Annotated in this window: 15 protein-coding genes; 11 read left to right on the forward strand and 4 right to left on the reverse strand. The window is 40.2% G+C overall.

Annotated elements, in window-relative coordinates; translation table 11 throughout:
- Position 1 precedes the first annotated feature (1 nt).
- Genes BM386_RS22845 through BM386_RS22895 form a run of 11 tightly spaced genes read left to right on the forward strand, consistent with a single transcriptional unit; the run spans position 2 to position 11,313 of the window.
- Positions 2-1,087, forward strand: coding sequence for a trypsin-like peptidase domain-containing protein (locus tag BM386_RS22845; protein WP_091698406.1), 1,086 nt, complete (start codon positions 2-4; stop codon positions 1,085-1,087).
- Positions 1,077-2,132 carry a hypothetical protein gene (locus BM386_RS22850; protein ID WP_091698408.1) on the forward strand — a complete coding sequence of 352 codons (1,056 nt, stop codon included), beginning with the start codon at positions 1,077-1,079 and terminating at the stop codon, positions 2,130-2,132. The genes BM386_RS22845 and BM386_RS22850 overlap by 11 nt, the downstream gene beginning before the upstream one ends.
- Positions 2,133-2,171: 39 nt before the next feature.
- Positions 2,172-3,662 carry an SH3 domain-containing protein gene (locus tag BM386_RS22855; RefSeq protein WP_139235980.1) on the forward strand — a complete coding sequence of 497 codons (1,491 nt, stop codon included), beginning with the start codon at positions 2,172-2,174 and terminating at the stop codon, positions 3,660-3,662.
- A gap of 11 nt (positions 3,663-3,673) precedes the next feature.
- On the forward strand, positions 3,674-4,858 hold the full coding sequence (locus BM386_RS22860) for a hypothetical protein (RefSeq protein ID WP_139235981.1): 1,185 nt from the start codon (positions 3,674-3,676) through the stop codon (positions 4,856-4,858).
- 10 nt (positions 4,859-4,868) lie between these two features.
- A complete protein-coding gene (locus tag BM386_RS22865) occupies positions 4,869-5,210 on the forward strand; it encodes a hypothetical protein (protein ID WP_091698413.1) in 342 nt (113 codons plus the stop codon).
- Positions 5,211-5,220: 10 nt separating this feature from the next.
- Complete coding sequence (locus tag BM386_RS22870) at positions 5,221-6,231, forward strand: hypothetical protein (RefSeq protein ID WP_139235982.1); 1,011 nt, start codon at positions 5,221-5,223, stop codon at positions 6,229-6,231.
- A gap of 15 nt (positions 6,232-6,246) precedes the next feature.
- On the forward strand, positions 6,247-8,118 hold the full coding sequence (locus BM386_RS22875; protein WP_091698416.1) for a PA3715 family protein: 1,872 nt from the start codon (positions 6,247-6,249) through the stop codon (positions 8,116-8,118).
- A complete protein-coding gene (locus BM386_RS22880; protein WP_091698418.1) occupies positions 8,115-8,840 on the forward strand; it encodes a hypothetical protein in 726 nt (241 codons plus the stop codon). Before BM386_RS22875 ends, BM386_RS22880 begins: the two co-directional genes overlap by 4 nt.
- Positions 8,841-8,859: 19 nt before the next feature.
- A complete protein-coding gene (locus BM386_RS22885) occupies positions 8,860-9,426 on the forward strand; it encodes a LemA family protein (RefSeq protein ID WP_091698420.1) in 567 nt (188 codons plus the stop codon).
- 3 nt (positions 9,427-9,429) lie between these two features.
- A complete protein-coding gene (locus tag BM386_RS22890) occupies positions 9,430-10,239 on the forward strand; it encodes a DUF1266 domain-containing protein (protein ID WP_091698422.1) in 810 nt (269 codons plus the stop codon).
- A complete protein-coding gene (locus BM386_RS22895; RefSeq protein ID WP_091698424.1) occupies positions 10,240-11,313 on the forward strand; it encodes a DUF3137 domain-containing protein in 1,074 nt (357 codons plus the stop codon).
- A gap of 664 nt (positions 11,314-11,977) precedes the next feature.
- Here BM386_RS22895 and BM386_RS22900 read toward each other — a convergent pair.
- The 4 genes from BM386_RS22900 to BM386_RS22915 form a co-directional block, all read right to left on the reverse strand.
- Positions 11,978-12,643: a Rossmann-fold NAD(P)-binding domain-containing protein gene (locus BM386_RS22900; protein ID WP_139235983.1), complete on the reverse strand. Its 666-nt coding sequence runs from the start codon at positions 12,641-12,643 to the stop codon at positions 11,978-11,980.
- Between the two features lie 1,260 nt (positions 12,644-13,903).
- Positions 13,904-15,859 (reverse strand): OmpA family protein, encoded by a 1,956-nt coding sequence (locus BM386_RS22905; RefSeq protein ID WP_091698428.1) that lies wholly within the window; start codon positions 15,857-15,859, stop codon positions 13,904-13,906.
- A 12-nt stretch (positions 15,860-15,871) separates the two neighbouring features.
- The gene (locus BM386_RS22910) at positions 15,872-16,843 is read right to left on the reverse strand and encodes a PorP/SprF family type IX secretion system membrane protein (protein ID WP_091698430.1); all 972 of its coding nucleotides are present in this window, start codon (positions 16,841-16,843) and stop codon (positions 15,872-15,874) included.
- 3 nt (positions 16,844-16,846) lie between these two features.
- Positions 16,847-19,839: Ig-like domain-containing protein (locus tag BM386_RS22915; protein WP_139235984.1), on the reverse strand; the 2,993-nt coding region annotated here is incomplete at its 5' end.

Genomic DNA, 19,839 nt, shown 5'->3' on the forward strand with positions numbered 1-19,839 from the left:
AATGAACACCATACAAAATTTAGAAAATTCAGTATATAAAATAAATACCGCCTTTGGCTCAGGAACTGGTTTTTACAGCGCTCAAGACAAGGTGATTATCACCAATTTCCATGTGGTTTCAGGAAGTTTATCTGTCAGTATTGAAGATGGGTTAAAAAACAGGTATTTAGCAAAAATCATCTACGCAAACCCCGGTAAGGACATTGCTTTTTTAAAAGTAGAAAGTCTTCCCATCCCTATACAAACAGTCAATACCAATCATGCCACTGCGGTTTCTACCAGGGACAAACTCTTGGTATTGGGATTCCCCTATGGCATGCCTTTTACAGTGACTGAAGGGACTGTTTCCAATCCCAAACAAGCCATCGGCAGTAGTGATTACATTCAGACAGATGCAGCCATCAACCCCGGAAATAGCGGCGGGCCAGTGATCAATGAAAAAGGTGAATTGCTTGGAATCGTTACCGCTAAATTCTCTGATGCTGACAATATGGGCTTTGCGATTCCAATAGAAACAATCCGCGAAGAGTTTGATATCATTGACCAACTATTAGACGAGCTCACCATCGGCTGTCCTTCATGCAATTCCCTGATTCAGGAAAAAACATCCTATTGTCCTAACTGTGGAAATGATATTGAAGAGAGTCTGTTCCAAGAAAGCCTTCCCTCCGATTTCAGTGTGAAAGTTGAAAAAGCGATTCAAACTCTGGGGATTGATCCGGTTTTGGCCAGGACAGGCAGCGAATACTGGAAATTCCACTTAGGAAGTGCTGAAATAAGAATGTTCGTCTATGACAACAATTACCTGTTTGCCACCTCTCCTCTGAATGAGCTCCCAAGGAAAAACCTGGCTGAAATTTACGAATACATTATGCGAACGGATACCGGAGAACACCGTTTGTCCATCTCTGACAATCAGGTTTTCCTTTCCTATCGGATTCATATCAGCGATCTGTATTCCGAATACGAGGATCATGTCATTAAAAATCTGGCCCATTTGGCTGAAAAAGCAGATGAACTGGACAATAGATTCGTGGGTGATTTTGGAGCGAACATGTCAAAATTCAGCAAACAACATGACACCTAAGGCTCCTATACTATTGCTTAGTTTTCTGGTTTTATCCAGCTCTTGTATTTCGGTTAAAGCAACTGAGGAAGAATCCAAAATATTCAACTACCTCAACCAGATCGAGTATCCTTTTACTGAATTCAAAAATGAAAACCGGAACTCTTCCATTTCCGATTTTTTGAAGGAGGATGAAATCTTGGTCTTCAAGAATTGGAAAAACTCTCTGGGAGCTCCTGAGCGCTTGCTTCAATCGGAATGCATCGGCTGTCCCGATCATTCCAGCGATCTTAAACCGGTCTATAAAGTCCATAATGGAAAGTTCATCCACTTTGGTCTGGGGAGTAGTCAGGGCATTCAAAACCTGGTTTTCAGAAAAAACGGAGCTTATACCAATCAATTCTACCTCTATGAAGGGGCTTCCCAACAAGAACTGCAGCAGGAATCGAAGAAAAAAAACAGAAATGAGTTTGAGGTAATTGCAGGTGTTTATCCAATTGAAATCGGCAGAAAGAAATTGTACCAGGAACTCTATGAGGACAATCCTTTGGAGGCAGGCGAAAATTGGTACTCCAGTCCCTACCCTACCCAAATCCTATTTGAAAGAAGTTTTCTGGAAAAAAGAGAGGATTTGGGCTTTAGGTTTCAGGGGGGGCTGTATAGTATTCAGGGCCAGAGTGACTCTGGTGAATTCAGGATTTACAATTTTGTAGAACCCATTTATTACGCCAACGCCATGGATACTGATGCGGTATCCCATTCTTCCATCACAGATGCTTTCTACGCCGATGCCTCATTTTTCCTGTTGAATTTAGAGTCAGACATGAATGTTTCGATTCAAATCAAATCGAATACTCCGGGAAAAGATTATAAATTTTCAGTACTTAAAAACCAAGAATTTCTTACTATCAACGAATACCTGAAAAATAACGCAGGTTTCTATGACCAATACCGGAATGAGCTAAAGGAAGGGGCTTATCTTATCAGGATCCTCCATGAGGATTCAGATTATGCTGAAAAACCGCTGTACACAATTCATATAGATAAAACCTCTGTGGATCAATAGGAAACAGGGATCAATTAAAAAAATATAAAGACCAAACTTGTGTTCATACTGATTATAGTCATCCTGATTATTCTATTAATTCTTATGCTTTTACTGGGCATTAGGTTATTCAAATGGACCTTAAAAAGTGAAAAGAGAATTCAGGGATTGCTAATCATTTTGACAGTCAGTGCAATTGGAATAGGCATCCATCACTTCTTTTTTAAAAACATGCAGTTTATCCAGTCAGAGGTTTACCCCAATCTGTACCTGGTTAACTATCCTGACAAGGATTACTCGGTAGTGGAAGAAGCCATCAAAGAAAAAATAAAGGAACATCTGAGTTCGGAATATAAAACGGGTAAACCACTTTCTTATACCGGAGAAAAAGCAATCTACTTTTATAAGTTGGGGGGAATGAGCTTTGGCTTTTTAGGTGAGGCCGGAACCGGTTATTTTATAGATCATGAAGAGGATTTAGGCGGTTTTGTCAGTGAAGAATTGGGCATGTACAGAGACTATCGCCTGGCCGAATTTTACTATGAACCCTGTTCCCGGGACAACTCCTTAGTCTGTGGTGAAATCAACTTTTTCAGAGAGGGAGAACATGTCAAGGTGGATAGGCTGGAAGATCTATATTCTGTTCATAAAGAGCCCCAGAACCTTTCGGATTCAACCCAAAAAACGAATTACTCCATCAAATTACCTTTTCACGGTGTACTGGATACAGAAGCTTTAGCAAAGTATTATCCTGAAATTTTAAACGAATTTGATTCCATTGGAAATTTCTTTGCGCAAAGGATTCCCCTCTCCAATGACAGAGCCTGCATCCTGAGCCTTTTGCGACGTACAGATTCCTATACCGATTATTTTCTATACACCCATGACCAAGACTTCGAGGCCATTGACTCCTTTTATGTGGGGAAAGCCATGGATTTTGACCATGGAAAAAGTGTAACCATTGCGTATGAGATCAACACAGATTCCTCTATTTCATTTCACAAAGTACTATGGGGGCCAGTCCTTCAAAACAAGGAAGAAACCATTGATACCCTGAGCCATGAAACAATCCTATTCAGGGTAAATCAAAGCGGAAAGCTAGAATATACCATTTCAAAAAATCCAAGATTTTATGCTTTGGAGGTTTATAGCAGATCTTCTAATACTGAAAAAATCAATCTAAGTGATAAGGCCGATGGCAAAATCATTCAAGTGCTCGATTCAACAGAAGACGGCTTTCTCATCAGCATAATTAGTGAAGATAACGGTTGGTTTCGAGTTTTAACTATAAAGGACTTAGATGGAAATGAACAGAAAATCCAAAATGGTTTTGCCTGGATAGACCATTCTGATATTGGAATCCGGGCCAATCGGGTTGCCACAGTCCTAGACAACCCAAAAACAGGAAAGCAGGTTGGCCGGGTGCCCATGGATGCCGAATTAAACCTGATCGATATCTGGCAGGATTGGGTTAAAATAGAATTCCAGGGCTTAACTGGATGGGTAGATTCTCAATATCTCTGTGGAAACCCAGTCACCACCTGTCCCTAAACCATAGCCTTATGAAGAAATTTAAAAACATAAGATACTGGTTAGTGATTGCCTGTTTATTGATTACACTAAGCTGCAAGAAGGATAATGTCAATGAAAATAGAGTCATTGAATCATCTAGAAATGGATCTGAAACGAAGAGTCAAAAGAATTCAGAAAATCAAGGTATTTCCGATCTGTCCAAGATCCCAATATCAAATCAGACTTTGGATATTGAAAAGCTTAAAGAAGCTTACACAAGTAATAACGAAGCTCAGTTTCTAGAACAATTTCCGGCAAACTTCCAGCTATTCATGGCCTATTTCGGATGGGATTCTGATAGTAACCAAGCCAACCCACTATACGAAGAAAGCAATGAATACATTGTGTACTTCTTTGATTTACTGTCCCAGTCCAAGCACAGAGACTTCAAATCAAAATTAGTGGGAATAGCTACGAATGGGGTCTGGCAAGAAGATGCGGTGAATTACTTTCAGAATTCTGCATTAGAATATATCAAGCGCAATAATAGCTATCGTCTCATTGATGAATTATCATCTGAGCAGGCCAAATCAGTTCTTTTTTTCCTCTTCGATGGACCTCATCCCCAGTATGACGCTGATTTTTCCTCGCATCTCAGTCCTGCAAAAAAAGAAATACTGGAAGAGCTATTCTCAACCGGATTCTATGATAACAATGAAAATCCAGACCCTATAGACTACGAAGAACCCAAAAGCTATGAGTTAGCTGATTTTGAGAATAGGGAACATTACTTCATCAGAGACATCGATTTAAATCAAGACCACATTTTGGATAAAATAGTAAGTGCAGATCCTTATCAAGGTGATGAACTTTATCTCTTTTTAAAAAATGGTGATGCGTATGAGTTTGCCCTTAAAACCATCAATTTTTCAGAGGATGGAGGCTATCAGATTGTTGATATCCAACCAGAGCAAGGCGGTTTTGTAATTAAAACAGCATTTCCTGATAGAGGAATTTTGGAAGCCTATCATCACATAAGCTTTGAAGACAATAGTTGGGTTTTGACCCATACAGTTTACAGAATCCAAAGTAGTAATCAAAAAGATGCTTTTCTCTATGTATGTGATGTAAAAAAAGGATTAAACCTCAAGGACAGGCATTTTATTGAACAGCTCAAAGAGATGCCAGAGGAAGCTGAAAGAGAAACCCTTTGTACCAAAGAAAAAATAAATTAAGGCAATAAGGATGCGCTTCTTGAAACTCATATTGACCTACTTCATTTGGACGATCCTATCCCTGCTTTTGGGCATTGGATATATGAGGCTCGTTTTGGGGCCAAATGATGTCTCCGAAGAAGGCATGTGGTATCTTTTGCATTTGTTTTATGACATGGGATTGTTCCATGTTGGGGTTTGGATAGGTGTGGCTATCGCCTCCTGTTTTATCCTTTTGGATGTCTTTTTTCTCCGGAAAAAACTGAAAAACAACCCCAAAAAAACAACCATACAGCTGCTCACCTTATTGGCGATTACTGTAATAGTAGCTAGTGTTCATTATATCCTCGAAAAAGTAATCGATGTCATCTAACAGAAGAATAATGAAATACCAGCTGATCCTATTTTTACTCACTCTTTCTGCCTGTCCCCACAGAGGCGATTTGAAAACCGCGGGTGAACCTGAAATCACTGAAAGGGAAACACGCGATACTTTAGAAACCAAACAAGGTCAAAATCAACTTGACAGCACAATCCTTCCGTACGATCCCAAACCTTTTGCCAAAATCCAGACCGACACCATTGAATTTATAGACTACAACGATGACTTTGATTATCGGAATCTAATTGGGCAAAAAAACGGGAAAAATCTATCATTCGTTTACCATTGGGACTGGACAGAAAATCAGGAATACAATTTCAGACCGGGAGATCTGATCCTTATTGAATGGAAAATGGACAGCATCCGCATGGCCGGAGACGAGGAAGTTGTGAATGTGGTGCAACGGGTGCTGGATGCAAAAAAGATAAGCTCCGGAAACCTACCTATTCAATTTTTAACCCGAGAGGATCGCTATGATGAATCGGTCAAGGCCATTGTCAGTACAATGGTCATCAACCAATCCTACCTTCATAACATCAGCCCACCAGAAAGAGCGGCTTTGGGCTACATCGCCTTTGATATCGGAAACGAATGTGAATGGGGCTATGATTCAGAAGGAAACCGAGCTCTCTTCTGCCAAATTGTAACTGCCCTGAATTTGGATTATCAGTGTTCGGATACCCAACTGGCCTTTTTAAGAACCTGGTTTTCCAAAGACAGCGTGGCGTTTGGTAAACTTAAAAGCTGCCCTACAATTCCCAATTCGGCAACCATCCAAAGCTCTTTTGATGAGATTCTAATTCAAAAGGATGAATCCAATAATACAATAACTGTCCAATCTAAAATTACCGGAATAAACATGCGGGAATCAAAATCCTGGTCATGGTCACAGGCTGACTTGTTTGAATTTGGCAAAGATCATATCATGCTAGTCGATTCCAAAAAAACAGATTTAACTGAACATGAAATCGACCTGAATCCTGATCATGATGCCAATAATGACCTTAGATAAAGCGGTATACTCCTTATGAAAACATCCTACTTCGCCTTGTTTTTAATCATCCTTTCCTGCGGTTCCGGCACCCAAAAGGACAAAAGCACTACAGGAGCCATAGAACTAATTGACAGAGCCAAGGAGACTATTTCCTCAGGTGTAGCAACCGGTTTTCTTGAAACGATTAATTCTTCCAAAACCAAAAAGCTACCTCAACTAGAGCGAACCAACTTTGACAGTTTCGTCGATGAAAGCGAGTATGCCCAGATAGATGTCAAGGCTTTGAAATTAGGCCAGGTTTATCCTGAAAGAAATTTTGAAGACCCCAATGTCAGGGCCATCGACATGTACACCCTCCCGATTCGGGATGATTTTCATTCAGTGGTAGTCACAGTTTTAAAAAGTGAGCATGAAATGGAAAGCATTCTCATCAACTACACTACTGAGGGGGATATCATTGACCATGAACTGGTGTCCTATGATGAAATCGCCGAAAGCATGTCTCAGGTAGTCTCCCGAATCAGTGAAAACAGGCTCACGGTCAACAAAATATTTTGGGGCAATACCAAAGAAGTCGAGCAAATCGAATATGAAATCCGATGGGATGGCACTATCGAAAAAGTAAATACCATAAGCCTAAACAAATTCTTTACAGATTTTAATCTGATCGATGATGTTTTAACCGGACTTGAATTGGATTGGGTACAGACAAAAACCACTATGATCAAGACAAAGGTATTCCCTGATAATCCGAATGAAGTCTTCCTGATCATCCCGGAAGTAGTCGATGAAGGAGAACAGTTTTTCGAGCTCAACAGCCATATTTTAATTGCCGATAAGCCCACAGGAAAAATTACCCACAATTTTTTCGAAAGTAATCAAACCAACCAATGGGTCTCCGATGCCATTGAATTGCGGAACATCACCATCGACACCGCGCAGTATCCCCTTGCTGAGGAAACAAAAGCTTATGGAATACAGGTCGAGTATTTAGGGATGTCCAGGGTAAACCCCTATTCTAACCAAACGTGGTCCCTGTTCATAAAATCAGGAGATAAACTTAAAAAAATTCTTTCCAATTACTCCATCAAAGATTTCAGAGGAGAATGGGATGGTGATTGTAATGGTGAATTTGTCAGCGAGGAAAAAATAGTATTTCCAGGAACCCATAAAACCAAGGGCTACTTTGACTTTTTGGTCAACAAAAAAATCACAGAATCGAAGGATTACAAAAATGAGGATGAGGAGTGCCAAACGGAAAATTCATACCAGTTCAACAACTCAATTCTGAAGTTTAATGGCACAAAGTATAACGAAGTGAAGGATGGACTTGAAACAAAATCTTATTCACAAATCCATCCCAAGAAGCTGACAAACTTCCAAATCGAACAATTCGAGGTAGAACAGGCCTATGAATTAAATGGGCAAAAAATCATAACAGGCAATTACAAACCTGAAAAGGGAAGCCACTATACATCAAGTACTGAATCCCAATTTGATTGGGGCGATAGGTTACTTATGCTGGACTCGGAAAATGACGTAGTCTTTCAGTCACTTGGCTTTGGGGATTTGTATCTCTTTGAGCCCCATTTTTATCAAGCCAAAGCCTCAAATAAAATCATTATCATTTGCCAAAAAGCCTTTGAATATCCTTTCGGTGGGGAAGTTTTTATCCTTGAAGAAAGCAGCATAAAACACATAGGAACCCTAGCTATAGAAGGGAATGAGGAAGGAAAATACCTGACTGAGAGGTTAGATATCCAGGAGATCGACAATAGCCTTGTTTTCTCCCTAAAATCTGACCAATTGACTTTGAAACCCGGTGAGGAATCCAGCACCCAGGTCAGCAATGCCATCTACGTTTATCAAGGCGATCAATTGATTTTAAAGACAAATACCCCATGACTTATCTAAAGACGCACATTTTAGGGATGTTTCTCCTAGCCCATGGACTCTATGCACAAAGCGAATCCAACTATCCCGAATTGGCTGCAAAAGGGGGAAGTATAGAAGAAGTAATTCCAATTGGTTGGCAACTATTATCCGAAGCCAGAGGAGATCTGAATGGGGATGGACTTGCAGATGTAGCGTTTGCAATTCAAAGCCCTACCAAAGAGACAATTGAGTACAATGATGGCTTTGAGAGTGACACCGTCCACACTAATCCAAGAGTTTTAGGAATATACTTTGGAAAAAGGAATGGAAAACTTAATAAAGTATTGCAATCCAATACCTTCATCATCAATCGGAGCACCCCTGCAATGGATGAACCTTTTAAAGGACTGCAGATTCTTCCAAATGGTCAACTCCAATTAAACTTTTACATCTGGGAATGCAGGGAATGTACATCATGGTCCTCTCATGAATATCGATTTAAATACCAAAACAAAGCATTCGAATTGGTCAGCTATAGGGAGAGTACTACCCAAAGAATATCCGGGGATGAAACATCCTATCAGGTCGATTTTCAAAAGGGTACTGTGACCATCTTCAGCTCTGAAAGCGACGAGGAAACCAACGAACAAACATCTGACAAGCAAATCATAAAATTTGAATTGCCGCAATTACAATCCATCAAATCATTAAAAGAGCCCTTTCAATGGCTATTTCAGAATCTACACATTTGACCATTAAACTAATTAAGATATGAATACAAGCATTATAGTTTTATTAGTCCTATCAGCCTTAATGGCAATAATTGTTGTGATCATCAACAACAAAATCATTGTCAAAAAAAATCAGGTTGCCCAAGCCTATGGGAGTATTGAGATCTATCTGAAAAAGAGATTTGATCTACTTCCCAACTTGGCTGCCATGGTCAAAAAATACATGGAACATGAGAAAGAGATTCTGTTGAAAGTGACCGAACTCAGGTCGCAGGTAGAAAGCGCCTCTGACGAAAAGGAGAAAATTGAAGCGTCAAACCAAATGACAAAGGTTTTAGGCGGGCTGAATATCGTGATTGAAAATTATCCGGAGCTTAAAGCGGACAAGCAATTCCTTCATCTTCAATATGAGGTCAGTGAAATGGAGGATCAAATCTCTGCAGCCCGAAGAGCCTATAATGCCTCGGTCACTCGATACAACAATCAAATTCAGCTATTTCCCTCCAACCTGATCGCAGGCATCAGAAAGGATGAAAAAGAGCTGCTTTTGGAAATCCCAAAATCAGATCAAAAAGAAGTAAATCTCAATCAACTTTTAAATTCATAAACTATGCAAATGTTCGACAATATGCCTTGGTACGGATATGTTATCCTTGCTTTGGCCATCGCCTCCTATGCCTACAAATATTTTAATATCGGAAAAAAGGAATACGACAAACCTGATTTAGAAAAGGCAAAATTCAAAAAATCTTCAGCCGCGAATCTTGGTTTGGACCGCCTTTTCTCATTAGCCCTTTTTACCCCGATTTCTGAATGGTGGGGAGCTTACACCAACACCTTGATATTCACGGACGCAAAAACGATCCAACCTTACTTGGAGGGCTGGGATATTGATTCCCCAAGCGGATACTGGGATTTGACGGAGTATTTCATGAAAGATGGCAGACGCTGGTATTTTGACTATATCTTTCAAATGATTCAATCTGAGCCGAAGGAAAACTGGGATGAGTTGATGGATCAAAAATTCGGAACCAATGAGCGGGCGCAGAAATATCTTGATGGATTGAGCTCCGGTGAAGTCCTAAATGATTTAAAGCAAAAAGGAGTTTTTACCTTCGATTCTGACCTGGAAATAGGTTTGGCAGGATATGATGCTGCGATGTTGGTGGGACAGGCCAGAATAGCTTTCACAGGAAATATCATTACTGAAGAAGAGGCCTGGAAAGTCATCGATTTTGCCACCCAATTGGCATTGGACAAGTTTAGTTCTTGGGAAGATTTCGGAAAGAGCTTTGCCTTAGGTTTTGCCTTGGACATGAAAGGGAAACATGACAACTATTATCAGGAGGTTTGTCACATCTATAAGCAGGTATTGAATGACAAAGTCAGTCCCTGGAACACCATTAACTGGCCTAACTAAATGGATCAGCACCTACTCCTGGAAACATTTACCGAAGTCCAAGCATCATTGGAAGATATTCAGCTGAAGCGAAAGAGGACGCATTTTTATCAGAAAATCACTTGGGGAATCACAGGAATATATCTGCTTGGAATGCTATTGATGATGTCTTCACTTTATCTACCAGGCACAGAATTTCCTTTAGGAGATATCCTTTCAAAAGCTCAGCCCTCCGCCAGTAATCCGTATGCACAGATCTTGCCCTTAGCTGGATTGATGGTATTGATCTATTTCTCGACTTCCTTTTTCATCCGGGCATTTCAGAAATTCAAAACCCAAGAAATGAAAACCATGGCCAGCATGGTTCAGAAACTATTCCCGAATTTGGAATTTACACAAGGAGCCAGCCCTCCTAAAAAGGAAATCCTGAGCAGTAAACTTTTTGCTTGGCTCAAAAACGAGGATCCTGTGTATAATTTCGGTCAACTGCGAAGCAGATCAAGGGAGGTGGAATTCAACCTTGCCGACATCGGAATTATTGAAAATGACCTGTCTAACAAAGCAACTGATACGGTAATGCAGATTCCCCTACTGAATCTGGCAGTAGTAATGTATCGTTATGTATTCAAAAATCTGGTTTCAAACAAGCCTCAGGAAAATCTCCCCTATTCATTTCGTGGGATGTTCTGTTGGCTTAAATTCCAAAAAAAACTAGATGGACATACGGTGGTATTATCAAGAAATCAAGGAATCAAATTAGATCGCTGGTCCAGCTTCAAATTCAGAGAGGAGCAGGAAATCTATCTGGAAGACCCCAGGTTTACGGAAAACTTTATTGTTTATGGGACAGATCAGGTTGAGGCAAGGTATGTTTTATCTACTTCATTGATGGAGAGGATATTGGAGCTAAAAGAAAAATATGACAACTCCATCTATCTGTCATTTCAAAATAAGCAACTTTACCTGGCTGTGAAGAATGAAAATGGGCTGTTTTCATTTCCTTCAGGCAATATCAAAAACATTCAGGTGCTGGAAGAATTGACAAGACAGATTGAAATAGGATTAGAAGTCAAAAACAGTTTAAGGCTTCACTAGTTTTTTTAAACCTTAGGGTCATTTATCCAAACTTAAACTTAACAGTTCTCATTTATTCGGAAGCAGGGATTTTAACCACTGAAACTCCAACGAAAAGCTGAGTATTAAATTTAGCACTTCCCAGTTCTAAAAAAAACGTGTATTTCAATCTGCCAATAATTGTCACACAGTTGTCGAGTCGTTTTTTACAAAGCTATATTGACACTTCGTAAATAATACATACAAAACCCAGTCAATTGGAGAAACTACCTATCAACCTATTGGCAAAGGGTATAGAACTCCCTAGTAACCCTCACCCTGTTCCCTTACTTTTCCCTCCTACCTACGGAGAGGCAAGTGAGAAAAAAGGGAGGATCAAGGAAGAAAAAAAATGTAGCCATAATATTTAGGTCAACTATTCTGCTTTACCGTGTGAAATCAATTGGCCTAAAATTGAATCAATCCTTGCTGCCTTACTTTACCCTCATTTCGAGTTACCGAATCACAGAAAATTTACTATCACTCCTATTTGAGTAGAGGTAGCACACAAGACAAGATATTCTAAATCGGAAATAAAAAAAATCTTAGGTCGCCCCCGCACAACGGTCTTTAATTTACCTGTTTTACGTATGAATGCAGGCAGCTAAAAATAAATTAATCTAAATAAATGCTCAGGTTTCGAATACTAATGTTTGGGAGACGAATTTTTCTCCAAAAAGTTGATCAGGGCGTCTGAATCAGAAAGTGCTTCTGTATCCCATTCATTACCAACCTGTAAACTCTCGAACATTGTTTGGTTAAAGTCCCTGAAATTGACTTCCAAATCACCATATTCTTTTGATAACAAATCATAAATCGAATAAGAAATCATATTTGACATCCTAGCTAAATCATTTATCTCATAGCTTACTTTATCACCCGTCAAATGATAGAGATGCCCGTACTCGGAATTCATCAAAGGGTAAACGCACTTCAGTAAATGAAAATAACAGGTCAAGTCACTCTCCACGATTTCCTTCATTTCTGATACCGACAAGTCATTGCTGTACTGTGAAATCTCAGGTTGGCTGAAATCAGTAAACACCAAATCCAAAGGATAATGCTGCTCTAATAATCTGGCTTGCAAATCCTGAACAGCTATCTCTTTATCAAAGTCGCATTCATAATAAACAGGCAAGCCCCCTAATTTACCATTAAATGAATGGGTAGTTTGCCGCTTCAATTCATATATATTTCCTGCTATCAATACCTTAAAATTTGCCTTAACAAAGACATGAACCATATCTAAATAAGGCTTTTTAAATTGGCTAAAACAGAATAAAACAGTTTTGTAGTTATTAAATTTATTCATTTTCATTGTACTCTAGAAACCGGAAACAAAGACTGAAAAGAGTAGGTTTTGAAACAATTACATAATATTCACAAATACCGGGAGTGTCAAAGACTCATTTTAGAAAAGGAGCCACTCTTATCTAAATTTCCACCTTAAACAGCACCTAATAGTTTATTTTCGTAATATAGTTACCTATTACTTGAACTGGCCATGGAAGAACCATAGTACTCAGAACATTGTATTTTTCAACCAATGCCTCATCCTTAACTGTTAATATGGATTTAAAAGGAGCTACTGAACATTTTCTTTTGTATAAGAAATTGTTCTCAACACACTCCTAAAACCTTATTTTATATTTTTATTATTTATGGCATGATCACATAGCAATTGGGTAATTAAGCTTGCTATCAACCTGTAATATTCAGATGATCCTACCGGCTTCGGCATAGACCTCAAGCTTTGGGACTGATAAAAAAAATTAATCTGTGTGGAAGGGAAGTTCAAACCACCTAGGTAAGAGAAGAACTCAACTTAACAAGGAGGTTTGTCCTAAATCTCAAATTTGGAAACAGTGGTAATTAAGGGTGTAAGCTGATTTTCAAAAGGACTGTCAGCAAAATTCGATTAATATTTTGATGACAATTCGGTTGAAACCGCAACATTTCCAAAGTTTGAGTTATTAGCTATGAAATCTAGGTCAAGTGAAGTTCAAATTCTATTAATAGGTCCTGTACCCTCACCTCCTTGAGACATTGCTTTTGCTAGGAAAATCCAAACAACATTTTTTCTATTCTAAGGACAAACCAAACAAGTTTGATTTTGTTTGCTCATGACCCCAAATAATTAATATTCAATTTTCTTACCGATTCGTCTTAATTGACAAAATCTTACGAAAAGATGGATCACATTGGATTCAACAACTTGAAAAATAAAAAATCAACAGGTCACAATAACCTGATTCACAATATATTATTTGGATTAAAAAAAAGAAACAGTTAATCAGACCTATTCTTTTATTTTAACGAGATGGGAGTCTCTAAAAAAACAATAATACCCCAAATTGGTTAGAAATTACCCCACCCCCTAGTCCTTGAAGTCTTTCCAATCTGTAATTGAATACATTTTGAAATCCATCATAAAAAAGTAGAAGGGGCACACTGATGAATAGAAAACTTGGGGCAATACCACTCAACTAAGAAAGTCTTGACGATAACAATAGGCAAATATCAGTGGACAATTAAAGATATTAGCCCCAAGTGTATAATCTTCTAATTACTCTTAGTATTCTGTAATCTTGAATTCCGTTCTTCTGTTTTGCTGATGTTGTTCATTTGAACAAGAAACATTGTCTTTACATCCATTTAACAGCATTTCTTCCCCGAAGCCAATAGGATCCAATCTATTTGAATCAATTCCCATTTCAATTAAATATTCAATTGCCGCTTTTGCTCTTTTTTCGGAAAGCTTAAGATTATATGCATTAGTGCCTCTAGAATCGGTATGGGAATGAAGTTCAATTTTAATTGTTGGGTTATCCACCAATATTTTAGCTAGCCTGTTAAGTTCTGGTTTAGCATCTTCCCTGATCTCCCATTTGTCAAAATCGTAATAGATATTCTCAAGCGTATAAGTCTTACCCACTGCTATTTTATCCAGATAGATATTTCGGATAATAACCGAATCTTGCATTTGGGCAGCTGTTGGGATTAGAATTTCTTCAGTAGAACCCGCCAGGTAACTCGTCTTCTTCGCTTCCAGATGCACAATTTGGTCAAAATCCACTTTAAACCTGAATGAACCATTTTCTTCAGAAATATAGCTGTTCACTACTTGGTTTCGATTATCATAAAGAGAAACAACTGCATCTTCCAATTTTTCACCTGTTACTTTATCAAGAACCTCACCTTTGATGACTAAATCTTTCTTAACATAGAGATCGGCAAAGTAAATATCATCCAGACCTTTTCCTTCTACCCTATCAGACGAAAACACTGCCTGAGTATCATTTCCTGGAACTAGTGAAAGTCCAAAATCATCTCTGTTGGAATTGATAGGACTTCCTAAGTTCTCGGGCTCCTTATATTCTCCATTTTCTACCTGAGTTCTAAAAACATCCAAGCCACCCAAGCCTGCATGACCATTACTGGAAAAGTATAGAATGCCATTCTTATCGAAGTAAGGAGTACGCTCATCACCTTTGGTATTGACCATATCACCCAAATTCACAGGTGCTGACCAAGCGTTATCTTTCCACTCAGAATAATACAAATCTGCTTTCCCATAGCCCCCAGGCATATCTGATGAGAAATAAAGAATCTGTGTGAAGGGGTCAAAGAAAGGATCAGAAACAGAATACGAAAATGGGTCATTAAACGGTAATGGGCTGAAAGAATCCATACTGAGGCTTCCTGTATCTAAGGCAAAAAACAATTCTGGAAACAAAGTATAGTCCCGCGCTGATCCTGAATCTGATTTATTGTGTTTTTGTACTTGCGTAAAAACCAAGAACACATTTTGGCCTGTTTCAAACAAAGGCCCCACATGCAGGTCACCATCCAGCTTTTCAGATTGGACAGGCTCGTCTTTCACCGTCTTATTTTCTTTGTCCCAGGCTGACTCATACATTTTCAAAAATCCATTTCCAGTCCAACCATACACATCACTTTTGAGGGCATTATTGGGATCGACACGTGCTTTTTCCGGCATCAAACGATCTGAGGTAAAATGAAGTACAGAATCCTCTGAAATCATAGGTCCAAATTCAGAAAAGGAAGAATTGGCACCAGAAACCGGCATGATTGCCGATTCAGATGATTTATTCATAAAGGATTTACCCCCTTCAGCAGTTTGCCAAATCAATTCCAAATCAGGATTGGTTCGACTCGAATCCAACCTACTCAGGACATTGGTAGCTTCGGTATATTTAGAATTAGAGATCAACGCCTCTGCAAATGGTTTAAGGTCTGACTCCTGCAATGCGCTGTCTCTTTCCAACCTTGTGTACCATTCTTCTGCCTGTTCAAAATTCCTTACCATAGAATAAGCCTGAGCCAACCCTCGGGCTGTCTCAGGCTGAGGTGATTCATTCCAACTTTCAAGAAACTTCTCTATTCCAACAGCGTAATTCAGATTTTCAGTTTGCTTTTTGCCCTCCATATATTTTTTATAGGACAAGGGCTTACAGGCTACTAAGCAAACTAGCAAGAAAGAGATTAAGTAGAGTATTCTATACATGGTAGTTATTTCTTAAAAAAACCGAGGAGAAACCAAACGAACGCGTTTTGGTGGGAACAGGAATGCAATAGAGATGTCATGGGTACTAAAAGCTCCTACCGAAAATCCTGATATGGTGTGGTCATAGGCATATCCAATCCTAAGTCCTTCCTTAAGTTGCACTTGCACCATTCCTAAAACAGCAGCTGATTTTTTCAGCCCATCTTCAATTTCTCTACCAGGCATATCTATGCCGAACCTATACCCTGCACCTAGCCAAAACATATCATTCAGGATAAATGCACCATTTATATCCATCCTGGCCGGTGCCTTGAAATCATCCATGTACATAATGGATGGGATAAAGGAAAAATTGTAATTAAGATCGAAATGGTAGCCCCCAGTCAAATAAATATGAGGGTCTGGCTTGACCATAATATCTCCCTTGTCAAAATCAACTACACCGGAAAGCATCTGATCTGCAGCCACCCCCAGGTAGTATTTATCATCATAGAAAAACAAGCCAAGTTTCAGATCAGGATAAGTCATTCTTTCCATACTTCCGGGAATCGAAGGGTCATCAGAAATATCCGGGTTCAACATGGAACCATCTATTTGGGAATTGACCACCCCTGCACCAACACCAAAGCTTAGGAATTGCGTATCACTAAGCCGTAAGTGGTAGGCCAGATTGCCGTAGGCGGCCACAGTTCTCTGTGCACCGAGTTTATCAGTCAGAAACTGCCCACCAACTCCGAGTTGAGATTCTTCGAGATAAGTGTCCCCAGCCACCGCAAAGGTTTCTGGACTTCCTGTCACTCCTGTCCACTGCTTCCTATAATAAGATTGCAGATAAAGCTGCTGTTTATACCCTGCATAAGCAGGATTGATAAACACAGGATTAAAAATGTATTGGCTGTACTGGGGCACCTGCTGCCCAAAGCTAGTGCTAAGGGACAGCAGTGCAGATCCAGCGAGCAAAATAATTACCTTAAATAGTTTCATTGCTTACTTAATTATAGTTACGTAACCTGTCATTGTATGACCTACCCCTTGGCTATCGGTCAATTGGAACTGATAGTAATAAGTACCACCATTCAGGTTGTCTCCATTCCAATCACTTTGGTAGTTTGTAGCCCTGTAAACTTCAACTCCCCATCGGTTTACAACCACCAGTTCATTTTGAGGGAAGAATTCCTCCAGGCCAGGGATGTTCCAAGTATCATTGATTCCGTCCCCATTTGGTGTAAAGACATTTGGAATTTCAAACACCAGTTGTTCATGAGTGACTGTATCTGTATTATCAGACGGTTCCAATTCCTCATCCTCAGAGGTGGCAGTAGCTGTATTGGAGACTACACCTTCTGAAATCGCAGTAACCCGGATAGTCATGGTTTCCACAGCCAACGGACCTACAGTAGGAATACTCCAAGTAAGGGTTCGCGTTTCTTGGTTGTAAGAAACAGCCCCAGAACTCACATCAGCACCGAGATATTCCACCGATGTAGAGAATACATCCGTCACTACTACCCCATTACTTGTGTTTTCAGAATTATTGGTGAGTGTGATTTTGTACTCAAATACAGTATTCAGTTGAATCAGACTTGCAGAAACCTCTTTATCCAAAACCAGATCGACTTCATTGACAGGATCTTCAATGGTAACTGGGTCAGTCTGGTCTGAGTCATCAGGGAAATTGTCTCCTTCCACGGTCACCTTGTTAATTATCGAGCCTTCTTCGGCGACTACCATCACTTTTAGCTCAAGTGCAATAGACTCACCTGCTTCCAGACTTTCAATGTTCCAGGTTACTACATCCCCATTGACTGTACCCTCTGGGCTAGTTTCCACAAGCATGGTTCCCTGAGGTAATGTATCTGTCACTACTAAGCCTTTCGCAAGGTTTTCACCCAGATTCTCAAGGGTTATAGTATAGGTGAGAATCTCACCAGGGAATATTTCTGTTGCATCCTGGGTTTTGGTAATGTTGATCTCCGTTGTACTCTCAATTACCTCAACTCCATCACCTGGATCAGATTCAATTGGATCTTCAGTATCATTAGGATCGTCAACTACAGCTGTGTTATAAATGATATCCCCTACTTCTACTTCGTCTGTCACTTCAGCTACCAGCGTTAAGTCAATATTTTGACCCACGGCCAGTGATGGAATTACCCAGAAGACTACCCCATTGTTGGACAAACCTCCTTGGTCTGCACTTACAAATGCAAGACCCATAGGAAGGGTATCAGTCACCTGGATATCCTCTTTTACCACCTCAGAAATATTTGCAACATTAATAGTATAAATCACCTGATCACCAATTGCAGCTTCAGTTACGTTCGGCACTTTCTCTATCGTGTAAGAGAAGGCCTGGACAACTTCGACCTCTTCTGGGTCTGACTCTTTAGGGGTGTCAGGATCATCAGGACTTTCCACTACTGCGACATTGGTTATGATAGTTCCAACAGCTATATCCATAGGGACACTTACGGTCAATGAAAGGGAAACAACCTCTCTTGGTGCCATCTCATCAATCATCCAAGTCACAGTACCATTTTCAAACTGACCACCTTCTGTTGCCGACACAAATGAGAGTTCAGTAGCCAACACATCTGTAACTTCTACATCATTCATGGCAAATGCACTGGTATTTACCACCCCTATCGTGTAAGTGATTTCTCCACCAGGCAATACCGTAGGGCTTCCTGCATTCTTAGTAATCTGAAGACCTTCACCACGATCACATAACGTCAACACCACGTTTACAGAAACCCTATCCATGCTTTCGCATGAAGTCATTGGATCTGTTTGTGTTGCATAGTAGGTCATTCCATCAACCAATGGACTTGTTGGATCAAGTGGAATACCACCTACCGCTGATTCATACCAGCGAATATTATTTCCGGATGCCGCAAGTGATCCGACCGTAGGATTCTCTGTATCACTGCAGAAGGTCTGCGTAGGATCGCTTACCTCAGGTGCTGGCGTAGTGCGTACAGTTACCGTAAGGTGAGCCGCTTCTTCAGATTTGCTTTCACAAACCTCGTCTCCAGTCACAGTGACATAATACCTTGTAGTCACAGCTGGACTCACATTCAAATCAACTACCTCTTCAGTAAGTTCTTCATCAGTATAGAATCTAAATACCGGGTTAGTCACTGTACTGCTAGTAGCAGTCAGCGTAGTGCTTTCTCCTTCACAGATAACAGCATTCATCACTTGTACATCTGAGGAAAGTGCTTCTCTACCCACATTCACAACCAGTTCTGCCGCATCGCCAGGAGCGTTTTCACATACTCCGTCTCCGCTTACAGTCACATAGTAAGTAGTGGTGGTAGCTGGGCTTACTTCAAGATCTGTGATCTCAGTTGTCAGATCCTGAGAAGTATAGAATTTGAATATAGGGTTAGTTACCGTGCTGCTAGTCGCAGAAAGCATGAAGCTATCACCTTCGCAGATGGTACCGCCCATGGCATCGATATCAGAAGCCATTGCTCTTGGACCTACTGTCACAACAAGCTCTGCTGCATCGCCAGGAGCATTTTCACAAACTCCGTCTCCGCTTACAGTCACATAGTAAGTAGTCGTGGTGGATGGGCTTACAGTCAGGTTAGTGATCTCCATCGTCAGATCTTCATCCTCAAAGAATCGGAATACCGGATTAGTTACCGTGCTGCTTGTTGCAGAAAGCGTGAAGCTATCGCCTTCGCAGATGGTACCGCCCATGGCATCGATATCAGAAGCCATCGCACCAGGATTAACGGTTACTACAAGTTCTGCCGCATCGCCTGGAGCGTTTTCACATACTCCGTCTCCGCTTACAGTCACATAGTAAGTTGTGGTAGTAGCCGGGCTGACTTCAAGATCTGTGATCTCAGTTGTCAGATCCTGTGAAGTATAGAACTTAAATACCGGATTAGTCACCGTGCTGCTACTCGCTGAAAGCATGAAGCTATCGCCTTCGCAGATCGTACCGCCCATGGCATCAATATCAGAAG

Source organism: Algoriphagus locisalis, from assembly GCF_900116615.1.
GTDB lineage: Bacteria > Bacteroidota > Bacteroidia > Cytophagales > Cyclobacteriaceae > Algoriphagus > Algoriphagus locisalis.

Coding starts and splice junctions, on each gene's coding strand:
- BM386_RS22845 (WP_091698406.1), top strand. CDS start 2: ATGAACACCATACAAAATTTAGAAAATTCAGTATATAAAATAAATACC.
- BM386_RS22850 (WP_091698408.1), top strand. CDS start 1,077: ATGACACCTAAGGCTCCTATACTATTGCTTAGTTTTCTGGTTTTATCC.
- BM386_RS22860 (WP_139235981.1), top strand. CDS start 3,674: ATGAAGAAATTTAAAAACATAAGATACTGGTTAGTGATTGCCTGTTTA.
- BM386_RS22865 (WP_091698413.1), top strand. CDS start 4,869: ATGCGCTTCTTGAAACTCATATTGACCTACTTCATTTGGACGATCCTA.
- BM386_RS22870 (WP_139235982.1), top strand. CDS start 5,221: ATGAAATACCAGCTGATCCTATTTTTACTCACTCTTTCTGCCTGTCCC.
- BM386_RS22875 (WP_091698416.1), top strand. CDS start 6,247: ATGAAAACATCCTACTTCGCCTTGTTTTTAATCATCCTTTCCTGCGGT.
- BM386_RS22880 (WP_091698418.1), top strand. CDS start 8,115: ATGACTTATCTAAAGACGCACATTTTAGGGATGTTTCTCCTAGCCCAT.
- BM386_RS22885 (WP_091698420.1), top strand. CDS start 8,860: ATGAATACAAGCATTATAGTTTTATTAGTCCTATCAGCCTTAATGGCA.
- BM386_RS22890 (WP_091698422.1), top strand. CDS start 9,430: ATGCAAATGTTCGACAATATGCCTTGGTACGGATATGTTATCCTTGCT.
- BM386_RS22895 (WP_091698424.1), top strand. CDS start 10,240: ATGGATCAGCACCTACTCCTGGAAACATTTACCGAAGTCCAAGCATCA.
- BM386_RS22900 (WP_139235983.1), bottom strand. CDS start 12,643: ATGAATAAATTTAATAACTACAAAACTGTTTTATTCTGTTTTAGCCAA.
- BM386_RS22905 (WP_091698428.1), bottom strand. CDS start 15,859: ATGTATAGAATACTCTACTTAATCTCTTTCTTGCTAGTTTGCTTAGTA.
- BM386_RS22910 (WP_091698430.1), bottom strand. CDS start 16,843: ATGAAACTATTTAAGGTAATTATTTTGCTCGCTGGATCTGCACTGCTG.